Source organism: Enterococcus pallens ATCC BAA-351 (assembly GCF_000407485.1).
Lineage (GTDB): Bacteria > Bacillota > Bacilli > Lactobacillales > Enterococcaceae > Enterococcus_A > Enterococcus_A pallens.
On the sequence record NZ_ASWD01000001.1, the window covers coordinates 1,115,967 to 1,130,916 of the forward strand.

General features: G+C 39.3%; 18 protein-coding genes. 13 read left to right on the plus strand and 5 right to left on the minus strand.

Annotated features, from left to right (window positions below; all coding sequences use genetic code 11):
• Positions 1-62 precede the first annotated feature (62 nt).
• Positions 63-932, minus strand: a complete 870-nt coding sequence (locus I588_RS05325; RefSeq protein ID WP_010757941.1) for an AraC family transcriptional regulator — start codon at positions 930-932, stop codon at positions 63-65.
• 119 nt (positions 933-1,051) lie between these two features.
• Here I588_RS05325 and melB point away from each other — a divergent pair, with 119 nt between their 5' ends.
• Together melB and I588_RS05335 are read left to right on the plus strand one after the other, a co-directional pair.
• Entirely contained in the window at positions 1,052-2,452 is a 1,401-nt protein-coding gene (gene melB, locus I588_RS05330) for a melibiose:sodium transporter MelB (protein WP_010757942.1), read from the plus strand.
• On the plus strand, positions 2,442-3,080 hold the full coding sequence (locus I588_RS05335) for a YczE/YyaS/YitT family protein (protein WP_051130088.1): 639 nt from the start codon (positions 2,442-2,444) through the stop codon (positions 3,078-3,080). The genes melB and I588_RS05335 overlap by 11 nt, the downstream gene beginning before the upstream one ends.
• Positions 3,081-3,169: 89 nt before the next feature.
• Here I588_RS05335 and I588_RS05340 read toward each other — a convergent pair whose 3' ends face one another.
• Both I588_RS05340 and I588_RS05345 read right to left on the minus strand, forming a co-directional pair.
• Positions 3,170-3,919: an epoxyqueuosine reductase QueH gene (locus I588_RS05340; RefSeq protein ID WP_010757944.1), complete on the minus strand. Its 750-nt coding sequence runs from the start codon at positions 3,917-3,919 to the stop codon at positions 3,170-3,172.
• A gap of 172 nt (positions 3,920-4,091) precedes the next feature.
• Positions 4,092-4,544, minus strand: a complete 453-nt coding sequence (locus I588_RS05345) for a GNAT family N-acetyltransferase (protein ID WP_010757945.1) — start codon at positions 4,542-4,544, stop codon at positions 4,092-4,094.
• Positions 4,545-4,752: 208 nt separating this feature from the next.
• Between I588_RS05345 and I588_RS05350 the strand changes: the two genes are divergently transcribed.
• The 6 genes from I588_RS05350 (at position 4,753) to I588_RS05375 (ending at position 7,179) form a co-directional block, all read left to right on the plus strand.
• Positions 4,753-4,920 (plus strand): type II toxin-antitoxin system HicA family toxin, encoded by a 168-nt coding sequence (locus tag I588_RS05350; RefSeq protein WP_034693394.1) that lies wholly within the window; start codon positions 4,753-4,755, stop codon positions 4,918-4,920.
• A 25-nt stretch (positions 4,921-4,945) separates the two neighbouring features.
• The gene (locus I588_RS05355) at positions 4,946-5,383 is read left to right on the plus strand and encodes a type II toxin-antitoxin system HicB family antitoxin (RefSeq protein WP_010757946.1); all 438 of its coding nucleotides are present in this window, start codon (positions 4,946-4,948) and stop codon (positions 5,381-5,383) included.
• A gap of 180 nt (positions 5,384-5,563) precedes the next feature.
• Entirely contained in the window at positions 5,564-5,911 is a 348-nt protein-coding gene (locus I588_RS05360) for a type II toxin-antitoxin system RelE/ParE family toxin (protein ID WP_010757947.1), read from the plus strand.
• Positions 5,904-6,191 (plus strand): helix-turn-helix domain-containing protein, encoded by a 288-nt coding sequence (locus tag I588_RS05365; protein WP_034693397.1) that lies wholly within the window; start codon positions 5,904-5,906, stop codon positions 6,189-6,191. The genes I588_RS05360 and I588_RS05365 overlap by 8 nt, the downstream gene beginning before the upstream one ends.
• A 356-nt stretch (positions 6,192-6,547) precedes the next feature.
• Positions 6,548-6,739 (plus strand): type II toxin-antitoxin system HicA family toxin, encoded by a 192-nt coding sequence (locus I588_RS05370; RefSeq protein WP_010757949.1) that lies wholly within the window; start codon positions 6,548-6,550, stop codon positions 6,737-6,739.
• 20 nt (positions 6,740-6,759) lie between these two features.
• Complete coding sequence (locus I588_RS05375; protein ID WP_010757950.1) at positions 6,760-7,179, plus strand: hypothetical protein; 420 nt, start codon at positions 6,760-6,762, stop codon at positions 7,177-7,179.
• Positions 7,180-7,316: 137 nt separating this feature from the next.
• On the opposite strand, the gene I588_RS05380 is transcribed toward I588_RS05375, so the two are convergent.
• Positions 7,317-7,859, minus strand: a complete 543-nt coding sequence (locus I588_RS05380) for a helix-turn-helix domain-containing protein (RefSeq protein WP_010757951.1) — start codon at positions 7,857-7,859, stop codon at positions 7,317-7,319.
• A gap of 177 nt (positions 7,860-8,036) precedes the next feature.
• Between I588_RS05380 and I588_RS05385 the strand changes: the two genes are divergently transcribed.
• From I588_RS05385 to I588_RS05405, 5 genes are all read left to right on the plus strand, one after another.
• On the plus strand, positions 8,037-8,819 hold the full coding sequence (locus tag I588_RS05385; protein ID WP_010757952.1) for a glycyl-radical enzyme activating protein: 783 nt from the start codon (positions 8,037-8,039) through the stop codon (positions 8,817-8,819).
• Positions 8,820-8,838: 19 nt separating this feature from the next.
• Positions 8,839-11,241, plus strand: a complete 2,403-nt coding sequence (gene hypD, locus I588_RS05390) for a trans-4-hydroxy-L-proline dehydratase (protein WP_010757953.1) — start codon at positions 8,839-8,841, stop codon at positions 11,239-11,241.
• Positions 11,242-11,306: 65 nt separating this feature from the next.
• Positions 11,307-12,191 (plus strand): sulfite exporter TauE/SafE family protein, encoded by an 885-nt coding sequence (locus I588_RS05395; protein WP_010757954.1) that lies wholly within the window; start codon positions 11,307-11,309, stop codon positions 12,189-12,191.
• A 25-nt stretch (positions 12,192-12,216) separates the two neighbouring features.
• On the plus strand, positions 12,217-12,528 hold the full coding sequence (ppnP, locus tag I588_RS05400) for a pyrimidine/purine nucleoside phosphorylase (protein WP_010757955.1): 312 nt from the start codon (positions 12,217-12,219) through the stop codon (positions 12,526-12,528).
• A gap of 184 nt (positions 12,529-12,712) precedes the next feature.
• Positions 12,713-14,137, plus strand: coding sequence for a DUF2142 domain-containing protein (locus I588_RS05405; RefSeq protein WP_010757956.1), 1,425 nt, complete (start codon positions 12,713-12,715; stop codon positions 14,135-14,137).
• 116 nt (positions 14,138-14,253) lie between these two features.
• On the opposite strand, the gene I588_RS05410 is transcribed toward I588_RS05405, so the two are convergent.
• On the minus strand, positions 14,254-14,766 hold the full coding sequence (locus tag I588_RS05410; RefSeq protein ID WP_010757957.1) for a hypothetical protein: 513 nt from the start codon (positions 14,764-14,766) through the stop codon (positions 14,254-14,256).
• Between the last annotated feature and the right edge of the window lie 184 nt (positions 14,767-14,950).

Genomic DNA, 14,950 nt, shown 5'->3' on the forward strand with positions numbered 1-14,950 from the left:
ACAACAAAAAGGCTGCTTCAATTTATCTGACTAGGTGAATTGAAGCAGTCTTTATTTGCTAATTACTCATGGTCAACGAGGGAAGCAGAATGTTCAAATAATTTTTGTCGGTCCTGTTCACTTTTGCGATATTGGGAGGGAGTCTTGCCAAATTTTCTTTTAAAAGCTTTAGCAAAAACTAGTGGGTCCTTATACCCACTGTATTCTGAAACATCCTCAATCCGTAATTGGCTAATCCCTAATAATTCAGCAGCTCTTGTTAAACGATACTCGGTGATGTATTGCTGTAGGGTAGTCTGCATTTCACTTTTAAAGATGGTTGAAAGGTAGCTTCGATTTAAGGATAAGGCTTCAGCCAAGTTTTTGACTGTTAAATCAGTGGCATAATTCGATTTAATGTAGTCAATCGCATACTGGACATGGGGATTAACGGACTTGTTGACAGCAACGGTACTGATATGTGATTGTTGCAGTAAAGATAGGAATTTGTAAAGCAGCGAAGAAAGCATCAGCTCTGATTGAACCGAAGTGTCTTCAAAAGAAAAAGTAGTTTCAATGATGGAGACTAATTGTTCCATCTGGTCAATTTTAAAGATGGGATGCTTGGCATCTAGGCCTAAGCCTTCTAAATAGAAGGTTGCCATTTCACCAGAAAAGGCCATCCAATAGTAACTCCAGGGGGACTCTCTATCTGCTTGATAAAAGGTTCGCTTATCTGGAGAAATCAAAAATCCTTGACCTTCTTTTACAGGATAAACCTGTCCGTCCACATGATAACTCCCCTTACCGTTGGTTACAATATGCACAATATGATTAGGTCTGACTGCGGGTCCAAAGCTGTGCAAGGCGCCACAAACCGCTTTTCCCGTGTACAAAAGGCGCAAATCTTTTTGTGTATCAAAGGCGTAAGTCTTTACAAAGGTTTTCTCCATTATTTTCCACCTAACATTCTGACTGTATTTAATCACATTATACTCTGTGGTATCCGCTTTCATCAACCTATAATAGATTTATAGGTAAGCGCATACCGAACTGAAGGGAGAAATGATTAATGAAAGTACCATTTAGAGAGAAATACGCATTCGGTTTAGGTGCGTTGGGAAAAGACGCTATTATCTGTTTTGTCGGCACTTTTTTAGCTTATTATTTTACAGATGTTTTGTACTTAACACCTGCTTTTGTAGGCGCTTTGTTTTTTGGGGCACGAATTTGGGATGCGATTAATGATCCTGTGATGGGCATGATTATTGATAACACTCGAACGAAGCATGGGAAATTTCGAATTTGGCTGGTAATAGGAACGGTATTAAATGCTATTGTATTTGTTTTACTTTTTTCAACGTTTGGCTTAACTGGGAACAGCTTGTATATCTACGCTACTATCATGTATGTGTTATTTGGGATGACTTATACGATAATGGATGTTCCTTATTGGTCATGGCTGCCTAATCTAACAAGTGATCCGCAGGAACGGGAAAAAGTTTCAGTTATTCCGAGAATTTTCGCCAGCTTGGCTGGTTTGTTAGTGGGAACGTTTGGTCTGCAAATCGTGAATAAACTAGGTGGTGGAAATCAGCTTCAAGGTTTTCAAACAATTGCAGTGATTATTGCGGCTATTTTTATTGTATTAATTGGGATTACCGTAACTAATGTACCTGAGGCTGCTACCCTTGATCAAAAAAATGCACCTAAAATCACCATAAAGATGGCGGTAAATGTTATTAAGAAAAATGATCAGCTATTGGCTTTTATCGGTTTACTGTTAACCTTTAATCTGTCGATACAGATTTTAAATGGCTTCATGATTTATTATTTTAAATATGTAGCGGGTAGTGAACGCTTATTCTCACTATTCTTCTTTACAATTTTTGCAGAGATGTTGGGATTGATGTTTTTTCCTAAAATTAGTCAAAAAATCAGCAGAGAGAAGACGTATATTCTTGCCTGTGCTTTACCCGTTGCTGGCTTGACTCTTTTACTGGTGTCGGGCTTTATTGCACCAACAAATGTAGTTTTAACGATGGCTTCTGGTTTGATTTTGAAATTTGGTTCAGGCCTTTCATTGGGAGTAACGACTGTTTCCATTGCAGATTGTATTGATTATGGTGAAATTAAATTTGGCACTCGAAATGAAAGTATTATTTGCTCTGCACAAACCTTTTTAATGAAATCTGCACAAGCAGTTGCTGGTTTACTTACTGGGGTTGGGCTATCGATTGTTGGATATGTTCCGAATGTAGCACAATCGGCTACAGCGATTTGGGGTATTCGGATATTGACTTGTATCATCCCGATTGTGTTTGTGATCATCAGTTATATTGTATATCACAAATTCTACAAGCTAAAAGGAAGCCGACTGATTGATCTGTCTAAACAGGTTTCAGATATTCATAATGAAAGGGAAAGTAAAGCTGAGGCCCAGCTTTACAGTAATCTTCCTAATGAAGCATAATTTAGTTAATCGGACTTTTACAACGATAACTGGTGTGATGATTATTTCGGTGGGGATTGCCTGGATGCGCTTCAGCAGCTTTGGAACAGATCCATTTGTAACAATGAATATCGGTATTGTTCAGTCTTTATCCTTGCCTTTTGGCACCATTCAAATGATAATGAACCTAATATTTTTACTTTTCATGCTGCGTTTTAGCAAGCGGTCTATTCATTTAGGAACAGCACTGGGAATTTTCTTAGTCGGCTATTTGTCGGACTTTGTCCTATCTCTGCTTACTTTGCTGCCGCTTAATATGTATTTTCGAATATTTGCAATGTGCATCGGCTTACTTTGCTGCACGTTAGGAGTAGCGATTTACATGCGAGCTGACTTAGGGATTTCCCCATATGATGCTGCGGCAAAGATTATTGAAGAACAGAGCAAGACCAAATTAAAATATCGGGAAATAAGAGTTTTAACCGATTTAGGATGTGTAACAGTCGGATTTCTATTAGGAGCTCCGATAGGTATTGGTACGGTTTTGACTGCATTTTTTACTGGACCATTAATCAACTTCTTTAGTGAAAAAATTGAACAAATTATTTCAATTAAAAAGAATGTACCTGTTACTGAAATAAATAAATGATTTTTTGAAGTGGTTCTAAATATGAGGATAAAGAAATACGCAAAGCTAAGTTTAGCCCCTACTTTTTGGAAAGTAGGGGCTTTTAGCAACTATACTTCTATTTTATTCGCAGACGTATTCTGCTGTAAAATATATTCCTTCGCCTCTTTATTCACCGTCTTCAGATCACAGCCCTGCTGCTTAGCTGCAAACACACAGCCACAGTAGCACTGGCGGTATACATCGTATTCTTTGCACATTTCGATGGATCGTTGATACCCGGAATTTTTCTTGAAATCACTTGGCAGATAATTGGTATCGTAGATTTTTTGAATATCCATCCCGATTTGATTAATTAACTGGCTATTTTTCTTAGGAGAAATCGTTAAGGCACTGCCAAAATAATCGTACCCTCGTTGGAGCGCTTCTTTAGCTGCTAAGTCCAACCGCATGTTAAAGCAAGCGGTACAACGTTTTCCTCCCTCTTTTTCTTCAGTTAATTGATTTTCCTGTACCATCTGGACAAAGGCATTCGGTTTATATTCATCAACAATTAGATCAACCTGTTGACCAGTCGCTTCATTAAAGTCATCAATAAACTTTTTCTGCACCAGCATCCGTCGTTGGTACTCACTGGCAGGATGAATGTTGGAGTTTGAAAAAAAGATCGTCACATCGGCATATTGAGTCAAAAATTCTAAGGTATACGTGCTGCAGGGGGCACAGCAGGAATGGACTAGAATTTTAGGCCGAGTGTTTTGCTGCTGCCAGACACTAATCATTTTTTGTAATACCCGGTCATAGTTTATTTTTTGATTGGTCATCTTATCAACAATTTCATTCGCATTAATAGGGGTCATTGTTTCACTTCCTTCTCGATGATTATAACGGATTTTCATTAGATAAAAAAGTTTAGGTTAACATTGGGGAAGAAAATGTACGATGATCAGCAGAAAAAGACGAGCTTTCAGAAGATATACGAGAGCTCGTTTTTATGAAGACTGAGGTCATTAGAATTTTTCAGGAAGCTTTTTACACATCAATTTGGTAAATTCGACTACTCTCACCCCATGGATGGAAACCGTCACCGATATATTCAAAGCCCATTTTTTCATAAAGTCCATTATGATCGGTGCTCAAATAAAGCTTTTGAAAGCCTAATTTTTGTGTATCCTGCTTGATTTGATCGATTAGCAGCTGGCTCAATCTTTGTCCGCGATAGTCTTCGTCAATAAATAATGCACAAAGCCAAGGCATCAAATCCATCCGGCTGATGAAATCGTTCGGCACTAAGCCAGCACAGCCGATGATTTTGTTTCTATCTTGTAATGCGTACCACATAGGCAAGGCTAGTTCAGAGTCAATGGCGTGCTCCAAACAGTCGCGGTAGACTTCGTTACTTTCATCGCTACCCCATTTGTCCTGCAGATAGTTAGTTAACTCGTTTTTGATTTCCGGAACTTGTCGTAGATTTAACAGCTTCATTTTTATCCCTTTTTCTTTGATAAATTTTGTTTTCTGAGATCGTACTACCATTTTAGTGCGTATATTATATGGAAGCAATAGCTAGCTTGCCGCCGCCAGTAGGGTGGATAATTTAAATAATAGAAGAATTAAATTTATTGCCAGTAGCACGTGCAACACGTATAATTAATGATAGGAGATTAATAGGATGCCGATGACGCAAAAATAAATGGTAAATCTTCTTAGAAAGCATGGATGGGTAGAGTTATCAGGTAAGCGAGGGAAAGGATCACATAAAATGATGTGTAAACACAACAAACGACCTATAACCATTCCACATGGAGAACTCAATAAGTACACCCAGCAGGCAATATTGAAAAAGGCTGGACTTAGATAATTTCAATTTTGAAAGGAGCAAGAAGATGTTACTTACTTACCCAGCAATCTTTTTTATGACTGAAAATGAGACATCAATTCCCTATTATATTGTTTTTCCCGATGTTGGAGGGGTGGGCACACAGGGGGAAGATATTTCCGATGGTATGGCCATGGCTAGCGATTATCTTGGTTTAATGCTGGCAGATTTATTGGAGCATAATCAAACATTACCTGTACCTTCTAAAATTAATAAGGTTGATATAGCACATGTAGCAGCCCAAGCTGAGATTCCTTATCAACTGGAGGAGTCCTTTGTAACGTTGGTTTCAGTAAAGATTGATGAATATTTATCTATGAATGAACCAAAGAAAAAAACATTGACAATTCCAAAATGGGCGGACAAATTAGGAATGGATTTACGGATCAATTTTTCTCAAACATTAGTAGAAGCTATTGTTGAGAAGGCTCAAAAAGGACAATGAAAGACCGAATAAGGCCGTGGGCAGCTTATTCGGTCTTTTTGTCGAGAAAGATTTTCTAAGTTCGTAGATTTTTCTCTGTTTTGCGTATTTTAAATAGTAAGAAAAAAATTTACATAGTGTAGCAAGCATGCTACACTAAAAATAACTCAGGGGGATCAAGAAAATGAGTGAATTACGTCTATGATTAGGCCAGAATTTGATTGGGGAGAAGAGTTTGAAAAGTTTTTATATTCATTGAGTGATAAAGATGAAGCAAAGCTAAGAGCAATGATAGAGCGAATTGAAAGTACAAGTTTACAAGATTCGATTCGTAAAGAACGAGTGAAAAAACTTACCAAAGATATTTATGAACTTCGTACACAAACTGATGAACACTGGTTGAGAGGCTGCTATTTCCAAATTAAAGGGAATAATTATTGGATTACCCATGGTTTTAGCAAGAAGACGAATAAAACACCAAAAAAAGAAATCCAGAGAGCAAATACACTTCGAACTACTTTTTTTATAAGGAGAAAAAATGATGAGTAAAAACAGTGAAGCAATCACGAAACGCTCAGCCGAAAGTGAAGAGTTTAAAGCAGCGTTTATAAAAGAAGTCCAAAAGCTTGATCTTGCGGACTTAATTTTTCAACTAAGAGAAGACACCGGATTGAATCAAACGGATTTTGCCAAAAAAGTGAATAAGTCACGATCAACAATTGCCCGGATTGAAAGTGGCCGAGTCGAACCTACGATTTCGTTGCTGGAGGATATTGCTCAAGCGCTGGGGAAACAATTAGATATACGGTTTATCGAAAAGCAGCGATAAGATTATTGCACAGTTATGCATGTAATGGAAGAAACTGAAATCAACTGATCCAATAAACAAACTCGGTAATTCTACATTTTTTGTAGGGTTACCGGGTTTGTTTGTCTGTTGCTTCAATACTCATTCGACAGTGGGAGGGATCGCCAATTACGACTAGCTTTTAGTTCTTTATCATTAAGAAATCGCTATTAGATAGGTTTGAGGGACTTATCAGATCCATTGATACTTTTTGTATTAGTGTAAGATAGTTCTCTGGCAAAATACGTATATTAGAGAGAGGTACATAAAATCAACATGTAAAGTATATAAAAATATATACTTTTATAGTAAAATAATTATGAAGTTGGAGGATAATTATGCCAATGACAGGTAAAGATCTTTTGCGGTTAGCAAGGAAAAATGGTTGGCGAATTGTTAGACAAAAGGGGCCCCATGTTAGATTGAAGCATTTTGAAACTAGGGAAAAGGTACCGATTGCTATTCATGCAAATAAAGATTTGCCTAAAGGGACTGAGCAAGCACTACTAAAACTGTTGAAATTAAACTAAAGTTTACAAGGAGGTTTACCATGAACTCAAAAGAATTTGTATTTGCTATGCGTATTAGCAGATTGGCTGAAAATGATTATTTCATTGATTATCCTTTTGATGGTATGACAATTAGCGGAAGCGCGGAGACGTTAACGGAAGCAGTTGAGTTGGCGAAGAGCTCATTAGAATTTACGTTGTTTGATATATATGAGGCCAAGGAGTCTTTTCCAGAGATGGATGAAGGGGCTCTTTCAGAGTTGGAAAAAAAGAAGGAAGCTAATCAATACATTACATTGGTGGCGACAAACTTAACAGCAATTTTAAAAAGGTTCAGTGAAGAACCGGTTAAGCGCATGGTATCAATCAAAAAATATCAGGATTTTTATTTGAATAACAATAATATTAGTATTTCTAAATACGTGCAGGAAAAAATTGATCAGGATATTCAAAAAGTATAACACTGAGTTAGGTGTACCGAATCTTCTTAAAATTAGCGAATTGTTTTTGGTCGATAATGAGCTAATTGATGGCAGCCTAAGAAACAGCCTAAGCAACCTATACTTTTCTTATAGGTTGCTTAGGCTGTTTTGCCTTCTTAATAATCATTTGGGAAATGTACCACAATGAACTTGACCACCTTATTTGTTTGGTTATCCCAGTTGTGATCCAAGGTTGAAAAGTATTGGGCGGAGTCGCCAGGGTACATCTGATAACTTTTACCGTCCAGCTCCAGTGTAAGAATTCCTTCTAATATATAAACAAATTCTTCACCGTGGTGAGGATAGGAAGCCGGGAATTCACGATCCTCGTGAGGCATGATTTCAATTAGCTTTGGTGCCATTTGCTTGTCCTCCGGCGCCGGGCTAAGCTTTTTGTAGATCATATTATTTAAAATTCGCAGGACTGGTTGATCATAGCCGCGAATAATGGGTTCACTCTCCTTCACATCCTCAAAAAAATAATTGATTTTTACGTCAAATATTTCAGCGATATTTGATAGATGCTCGACGGCAATCGTAGTAATTCCTCGTTCAAACTGGGACAAAAAGCCGGTGGACAGGCCTGTAGCCTCAGAAAGCTGCTTCAAGGTAAAGCCTCGTTCAGTACGCAATGCCTTCACTTTATCTCCGATATTCATGGTGTTCCTCCTTGAAGTTATTACTATTAGTATAACGCAAAATGGCCTAAATGCCTATGCGGTCACTCTCGTGAATGGAATCGCTTTAAAAATCAAAAAAATTCATTATTGTGAAAAAACCGCTTGCAAAGATTTGTCTTTGTGATTATAATTACAAGTGAGTAGGAGGGGAATAACGTGAAAAAAAATCCGACCATTTTTAACATTCAGAAATTCTCTACCCATGATGGTCCAGGTATACGAACAACTATTTTTTTCAAAGGGTGTCCCATTAGATGTGAATGGTGTCACAATCCAGAAAGCCAAGTCTTTGGACCTGAGATCATGCTGAACAAGTATGGCAAAGAGGAGCTAATCGGCAAAGATTATTCCATTCGAGAGCTGGTCAAAAAAATCCTGGCTGATCAAATATTTTATGATCAATCTGGTGGTGGCGTTACCTTCTCTGGTGGGGAAGTCATGGCGCAGAACATGGATTATGTAGTTGAATTGGCAAAGGAATGTCAGCGAATGGGTATTTCGGTGGCAATAGACACGTGTGGCGTAGCCCCTCAAGAAAATTATGAACGAATTCTACCCTATGCTGATCTGTTTTTATATGATTTAAAGTTCATAAATTCACAAAAACATCAGCTCTATACTGGCGTGGGAAATGATTTGGTTTTATCAAATCTGCGTTACTTATCCGATCAAAAAGCAGTAATCGATTTGCGATTGATTCTGTTGGAGGAAATTAACGCTGATGAACAGACAGCTAAAAATATTGTCGGTTGGCTTCATGAGCAAGGAATTCATGTGAGTGAAATTTCATTATTGCCGTATCATGATTTTGGGCGAGATAAATACAAACGTTTGAACCGAGAATGTACCCAGAATTTTATCAAACCATCGGATGAGCAGGTTGAGCAGATTCAAAAAGTTTACGAAACAGCCGGTTATCAAGTGACAATCGGAGGATAATAATTTAGGAGGAAGAGAAATGGCTGAATTAACACTGGAACCAACGAGAAGAGGCAGTACAGAACGAATCAAGCGTTTAAGAGAAATTAGTGAAAAAGAGTGTGAACCTAGAATTTCCATGGAACGGGCAGTTTTACTGACAGAAGCATACAAGCAGTGGGAAGGCAAAGTTTCGGCACCAGTTTTACGTGGGTTAGCATTTAAGTATATTATGGAAAACCGCACCAATTACATTGAAAAAGGCAGCCTGGTCTTGGGTGAAAAAGGCCATGCACCATGGGCAGCTCCTACTTTCCCTGAATTATGCTGCCATACTTTGGACGATTTTGAGAATATGAATAATCGTGAAAAGGTATTTTTCAAGGTATCTGAGGAAGATCGTAAAATTCAGGAAGAAGTCATTATTCCTTACTGGCATGATCGGGCGATGATGACGCGTATGAACAAATTATTGCCGGAAGAATGGCATTTGTTGTTTGATGCTGGTTTATATACTGAATTTTTGATGCAGCGGGGACCTGGCCATACGGTTGCGGATGGAAAAATGTATCAAAAGGGCTTTGCTGATTTCAAAGCAGACATCCAACGAGAAATTGATAACCTCGATTACAACAATGATATGGAAGCGTTAAACAAACGCGAAGAATTAGAAGGTATGAAGCTGGTTTGTGAAGCGATGATTATCTTCGGCAAACGCTATGCACAACAATGCCGTGAGATGGCTGAAACCGAAACCGATCCTCAATGGAAGAAAGAATTGCTGGAATTGGCTGAAGTCTGTGATGTGGTACCGGAGCATGCACCGCAAACCTTCCGCCAAGCAATCCAAATGTACTGGTTTGTACACATTGGGGTAACCGTTGAAATGAATAACTGGGATGCTTATTCTCCAGGTAAATTGGATCAGCATTTAGAACCGTTTTATGAAAAAGACATTGAAGAAGGCCGCTTAACTCGGGAAGAAGCACGGGAGCTTTTAGAAAATCTGTGGATTCAATTTAACAATCAGCCGGCACCGCCAAAAGTTGGTATTACGTTGAAGGAAAGCGGTACGTATACCGATTTCTGTAACTTAAATACTGGAGCACTGCGTCCAGACGGAACTAGCGGCGTTAGTGAAGTCAGCTATTTGATTTTGGAAGTTATGGATGAGATGAAGCTGCTGCAGCCAAGCTCAAATGTGCAAATTTCGAAAAAATCACCGGAGAAATTCTTGCGTGAAGCGTTGCGGGTCTCTCGTAAAGGCTGGGGACAACCGGCGCTTTATAATTCAGAAGCGATTTTGAATGAATTGGCCTACTTAGGTAAATCAGTCGATGATGCTAGAGAAAGCGGTATTTGTTCAGGCTGTGTGGAAGTGGGGGTTGCTGGTAAAGAAGCGTATGTTCTGACTGGCTACTTAAACATTCCGAAGGTCTTTGAATTGGCGATGTATCGTGGGTACGATCATTATACTGGTAAACAAGTTGGTATTGATGTGGGCGATTTCCGGGAAATGACAACATACGAAGAGATGTATCAGGCGTTTTATGACGAATTGAAATATGTGGTGGACGTGAAGGTTGCCGGCAACAACATGATTGAACGGATGTACATGGAATTTATGCCGGTGCCATTGCTATCGGTCATGAGCGATGACTGTATTTCAGTTGGAAAAGACTATAATGCTGGTGGTGCGCGGTACAACACTAGTTACATTCAGTGTGTAGGGGTTGCGACGATTACCGATTCGCTAGCAGCCATGAAATACAATGTGTTCGAACAAAAGACCATGACAATGGATGAAATGATTCAAGCCTGCTCAGATGATTTTGAAGGGCACGATGATATTTACGACATGGTTTACAATGAAACACCGAAGTACGGAAATGACGATGACTATGCAGATGATTTGTTAAAAGATGTGGATCAAACCTTACAAGATATTATTGCAGGTCGTCCAACGCCTAAAGGGTCAAAAACAGTGGTAGAATTCTTGCCGACTACTTGTCACGTATACTTTGGTCAAGTAATGGAGGCTTCACCAAATGGCCGCCACAAAGGCATTCCATTGCCAGATGGGATTTCACCTGAAAAGGGTGCTGACCGCAACGGACCAACGGCTGTAATTAAATCGGCTTCTAAGCTGGATCAAACCAAAACCGGCGGGGCGCTTTTGAATCAGAAGTTTACACCAAGTGTAGTGGCTGGTGAACAAGGGATTATTAATATGGCTTCGTTGGTACGCAGCTACTTTGCACTGGATGGACACCATATTCAATTTAATGTTATCAACAAGGATGTTCTGCTGAAGGCGCAAAAACATCCGAAGGAATACGAAAATCTGATTGTACGGGTAGCCGGTTATAGTGACTACTTCAACAATTTGGAAAAAGCGTTGCAGGATGAGATTATTGCGCGAACAGAACAAGATTTTGGTTAAAAAAATCTGGACCTAGAAAGATAACGGGAAATGCTTTCTAGGTTCTCTTTTGGAGGAAGATAAGTATGAAACAAATTGTTTTGGGGATGTTGGTTCTTTTTATTGGTTTGCACATTAGTGTGTTGGGACGAGATTTGTTTAAAAACAAGAAAGACCTTGGCAGCGGAAGTATGCCGATTTCAATTGGGATTGGTTTTATTACCGATTTCCTGGACACATTGGGCATTGGTGCCTTTGCGCCAACCACTTTATTGATGAACATTACGAAGCAGCTGGATGACGATCGTAAGTTGCCGGGGACCTTGAATGTGAGTCATGCGTTGTCCTGCTTACTTGAGGCAATCATCTTTATTACAGTGGTTAAGGTTGAACCGTTGACGTTGTTTTCTTTGGTGGCTGCGGCAACAGTCGGTTCATGGATTGGCTCGAAATTTGTTACCAAGCTGCCGGAGCAGAAGGTGCAATTTGTTATGGGCTGTGCGTTAATTTTGACGGCGATCTTGATGGCCTTGAAACAAAGCGGCATGATCAACATTTTGGGTGAAGGGAATACCGCGACTGGGTTAACCGGTATTAAACTGCTTATCGGAATTGTCGGTAATTTTGGTCTGGGTGCTTTAATGACAATGGGTGTGGGTCTTTATGCACCGTGTATGGCGATGGTGTATATGCTGGGCTTAAGTCCTTTAGTGGCTTTTCCGATTATGTCTGCTTCCTGTGGTGCATTGATGCCGGTAGCGAGTATCAACTTTGTTCGAACAGGTGAATATGCTCGTAAGGTTAGCTTAGGAATCACAATTGGTGGAATTATTGGGGTTATTATTGCTGCGAAGTTCGTCACGGGGCTAGATATTACCGTCTTAACTTGGATTGTCATCGTGGTGATTATTTACTCTGGCTTCACCTACATTCAAAAGAGTCGTAAGCTGGCGATTGCACAAAAAGCATAGAATTGAAAAAAGGGGATAATTTGTTGTGATAAAAAATGTCGATGCAGTGAAGAAAGCCAATATTTATTTTGATGGCAAGGTAACCAGCCGAACGCTCCAACAAGCAGATGGCAGCAAGGTTACTTTAGGGTTCATGCTAGCAGGGGAGTATACCTTTAATACAAATGAAAAAGAATTAATGACTGTTTTACAAGGGGCAATGACTGTGTTGCTGCCAGGTGAAACGGAATGGAAAACCATTACTGAAGGGGAAGAGTTTGTAGTTTCCGGAAAGAGTGCGTTTCAAGTGAAAGTAACCGAATATGCTGATTACAGCTGTTCGTACCTTGCGGAGTAACTGAATTAGGCTGGCTCGATCTGTTATTGTGGAACGAGTCAGCTTTTTTGATGAAAGGAGCCGTGGTGAGACGCGGCTTCTTTTTTTTGTAAATAGATTTTTTTACCAATCAAAGAAAAAGTCCGCTCAAAATGTCGTGAAGTATGATAAATTAGACATAGACAAATTTATTGAGGAGCTATTTATGACAACCACTCAACTTCGATCGGAGAAAAGACCAGAAAATCCGATCTTTCAACCAATAAAAAAGCTGGAATTTCCAGTTGCTTTCTTTTTAGTTTTTGCGATGGTATTTGGTCTTATTTTTATCAAAACTATTCCACCGCTGCAAGCACCGGATGAAGTCGGACATTTAGTAAAGGCCTATTCTCTTTCCCGGTTTAAGGTGCGACCAGAAACTCGAACAGGAGATGAGCCGAAAAAATCCGATCAAACCTGGGGATTCTATGGCTTTGAAGTTTCTGACGAGATTTATCGCATGAATGAATATGCTATCCAAAAATGGGGCGAAAATGAAAAGTATCCCTATATGATTAAATCAGATGGTGATGATTCGGATAAATTTATCGGGACAGGCGGCATGACCAATTACAGCTTTGTCAATTATATCCCACAAATAACCGGAATTTGGGTGGGGAAGCTGTTTAATCAACGGCCGTTGAATCAGTATTATATTGCTAGGTATTTTAATTTGTTTGCTTATATATTTGTTGTGTTTGCTGCCTTGGCTATTTTCCCTTTTTCAAAATGGGGCGGGGTAGTTATTGGTCTTAACCCGATGGCGATGTTTCTAGCCTCTACGGTTTCTGGGGATGCCATGATTATTGCTGGCGGTTTTTTCTTTACTTCTTGGATCTTACATCTTAGGGAGAAAAAACGAATCAGTTCGCCAGCTATGCTAATCAGCATGATTATGATGATCGGCCTAGTTCTAATGAAGCCGACGATGATCACCTTAGGCCTGCTGTTTTTCTTGTTGCCGAATAGAGCCTTAAATATAAGAAGGAAAATTGTTTGGGGACTATTGATTTTGGCTTTATCCGTTGGTTTTTATCTGTGGTGGAATAGTTTCATGGTTGATCAACAAATTCTCTATCGCGATTTTGCCAGTCCATCGAAGCAAGTAGCAGCCTTTTTCAAGGATCCATCAATTTTCTTGACCAATTTCTATGAAAATTATGTTTTAGGAATCAAAGGGGATTATATTACCCGCTCAGCTGTTGGAGATTTTGGCTTATTGGATGCACCGATGGCAACTCACTGGATCATTTTTTACTTTTCTATTTTGATAGTGGGTTCGTTGCTGCAAAAAGAAGATGGCGGAACTCTGGCTCTTTATCAAAAGGGAATTATTGTGTTGTTGCTGGTTCTGTACACTTTGCTTACCTTCTTTGCGCTCTATCAAATTTGGAATCCGGTGAATGCTAAGAAAACGATTGAGGGACTTCAGGGGCGCTACTTTATTCCGGTAGGATTGACGATGGTTCCGCTGTTTAGCAGCCATGGTAAAGGTTTGGATGTCAGCAAACGTTCGATGAATGTGATTTTGAGTGTTAGTCTGGTTATATTATTCTTAGTAGCCTTGACTGTGTTGGATAAACGGTATTAAGCATAAAAAGCTTGTCTTCGTTGAAAAATGAAGACAAGTTTTTTTCAAGAAAAATTTCATCTCTATATAAATGAAAATAAGACCGCTGCGGTTAAGCGACGGTCTTATAAGGATTACTATTGTTCTGCTAAGACAGCTGCATCTGGTCCGGAATACATGGCAACTCCTTCATATTTCCAGCCAGCTTTTACTAAAATATCTTTTTCATCGCCATTAATTGTCAGGTGATGAGTACCGGTCTTGGCATTTGGATTGTACAAACGGTGAACAGGAGTGCCGCCGCCGGAGTTCCAAGCAATCCCTTCAAAATTCCAACCGGCATCGACTAACATATTGACTTCGTTCATATTCACAGTGTAATGGTGATCTCCGCCGTTGTTTGGATTGAATACACGATAAACTGGAATACCTAGAGTATCTGGAACTTCCCAAGCTAAGGCTTCATCTCGCCAGCCAGCTTTGACCACAAAGGGAATTTCGTTGTAATTGGCAGTATACAGGTGCTCACCAGTGTTAGGGTTGTAGGCACGATAGAGCATTGCGGCATCTGCTGCTTCACTCGCTACTGAAAAACTAGCAACCCCCATGCCTGCTAATAGTGCTGCTTTGATAAATTTAGACTTGTTCATAGTTAGCCTCCTTTTGTAATTGCTTACATTAATATTGTATCATTATTTAGAGTGAGCTGAAAAGGAAAACCATCTTTAAATTGAAATTTTTGTATTATTGGATTGTTTAATAAACGGCGACCGATGTAATGGTTCCTCTAAAAGCGACTTTTCAGATAAAATATTATTCCCTCTTGTAAGCGCA

What these genes read in the sequence shown, in the direction of transcription:
- I588_RS05325 (WP_010757941.1), bottom strand. Translation starts at nt 932, where the DNA reads ATGGAGAAAACCTTTGTAAAGACTTACGCCTTTGATACACAAAAAGAT.
- melB (WP_010757942.1), top strand. Translation starts at nt 1,052, where the DNA reads ATGAAAGTACCATTTAGAGAGAAATACGCATTCGGTTTAGGTGCGTTG.
- I588_RS05335 (WP_051130088.1), top strand. Translation starts at nt 2,442, where the DNA reads ATGAAGCATAATTTAGTTAATCGGACTTTTACAACGATAACTGGTGTG.
- I588_RS05340 (WP_010757944.1), bottom strand. Translation starts at nt 3,919, where the DNA reads ATGACCCCTATTAATGCGAATGAAATTGTTGATAAGATGACCAATCAA.
- I588_RS05345 (WP_010757945.1), bottom strand. Translation starts at nt 4,544, where the DNA reads ATGAAGCTGTTAAATCTACGACAAGTTCCGGAAATCAAAAACGAGTTA.
- I588_RS05350 (WP_034693394.1), top strand. Translation starts at nt 4,753, where the DNA reads ATGGTAAATCTTCTTAGAAAGCATGGATGGGTAGAGTTATCAGGTAAG.
- I588_RS05355 (WP_010757946.1), top strand. Translation starts at nt 4,946, where the DNA reads ATGTTACTTACTTACCCAGCAATCTTTTTTATGACTGAAAATGAGACA.
- I588_RS05360 (WP_010757947.1), top strand. Translation starts at nt 5,564, where the DNA reads ATGATTAGGCCAGAATTTGATTGGGGAGAAGAGTTTGAAAAGTTTTTA.
- I588_RS05365 (WP_034693397.1), top strand. Translation starts at nt 5,904, where the DNA reads ATGAGTAAAAACAGTGAAGCAATCACGAAACGCTCAGCCGAAAGTGAA.
- I588_RS05370 (WP_010757949.1), top strand. Translation starts at nt 6,548, where the DNA reads ATGCCAATGACAGGTAAAGATCTTTTGCGGTTAGCAAGGAAAAATGGT.
- I588_RS05375 (WP_010757950.1), top strand. Translation starts at nt 6,760, where the DNA reads ATGAACTCAAAAGAATTTGTATTTGCTATGCGTATTAGCAGATTGGCT.
- I588_RS05380 (WP_010757951.1), bottom strand. Translation starts at nt 7,859, where the DNA reads ATGAATATCGGAGATAAAGTGAAGGCATTGCGTACTGAACGAGGCTTT.
- hypD (WP_010757953.1), top strand. Translation starts at nt 8,839, where the DNA reads ATGGCTGAATTAACACTGGAACCAACGAGAAGAGGCAGTACAGAACGA.
- I588_RS05395 (WP_010757954.1), top strand. Translation starts at nt 11,307, where the DNA reads ATGAAACAAATTGTTTTGGGGATGTTGGTTCTTTTTATTGGTTTGCAC.
- I588_RS05405 (WP_010757956.1), top strand. Translation starts at nt 12,713, where the DNA reads ATGACAACCACTCAACTTCGATCGGAGAAAAGACCAGAAAATCCGATC.
- I588_RS05410 (WP_010757957.1), bottom strand. Translation starts at nt 14,766, where the DNA reads ATGAACAAGTCTAAATTTATCAAAGCAGCACTATTAGCAGGCATGGGG.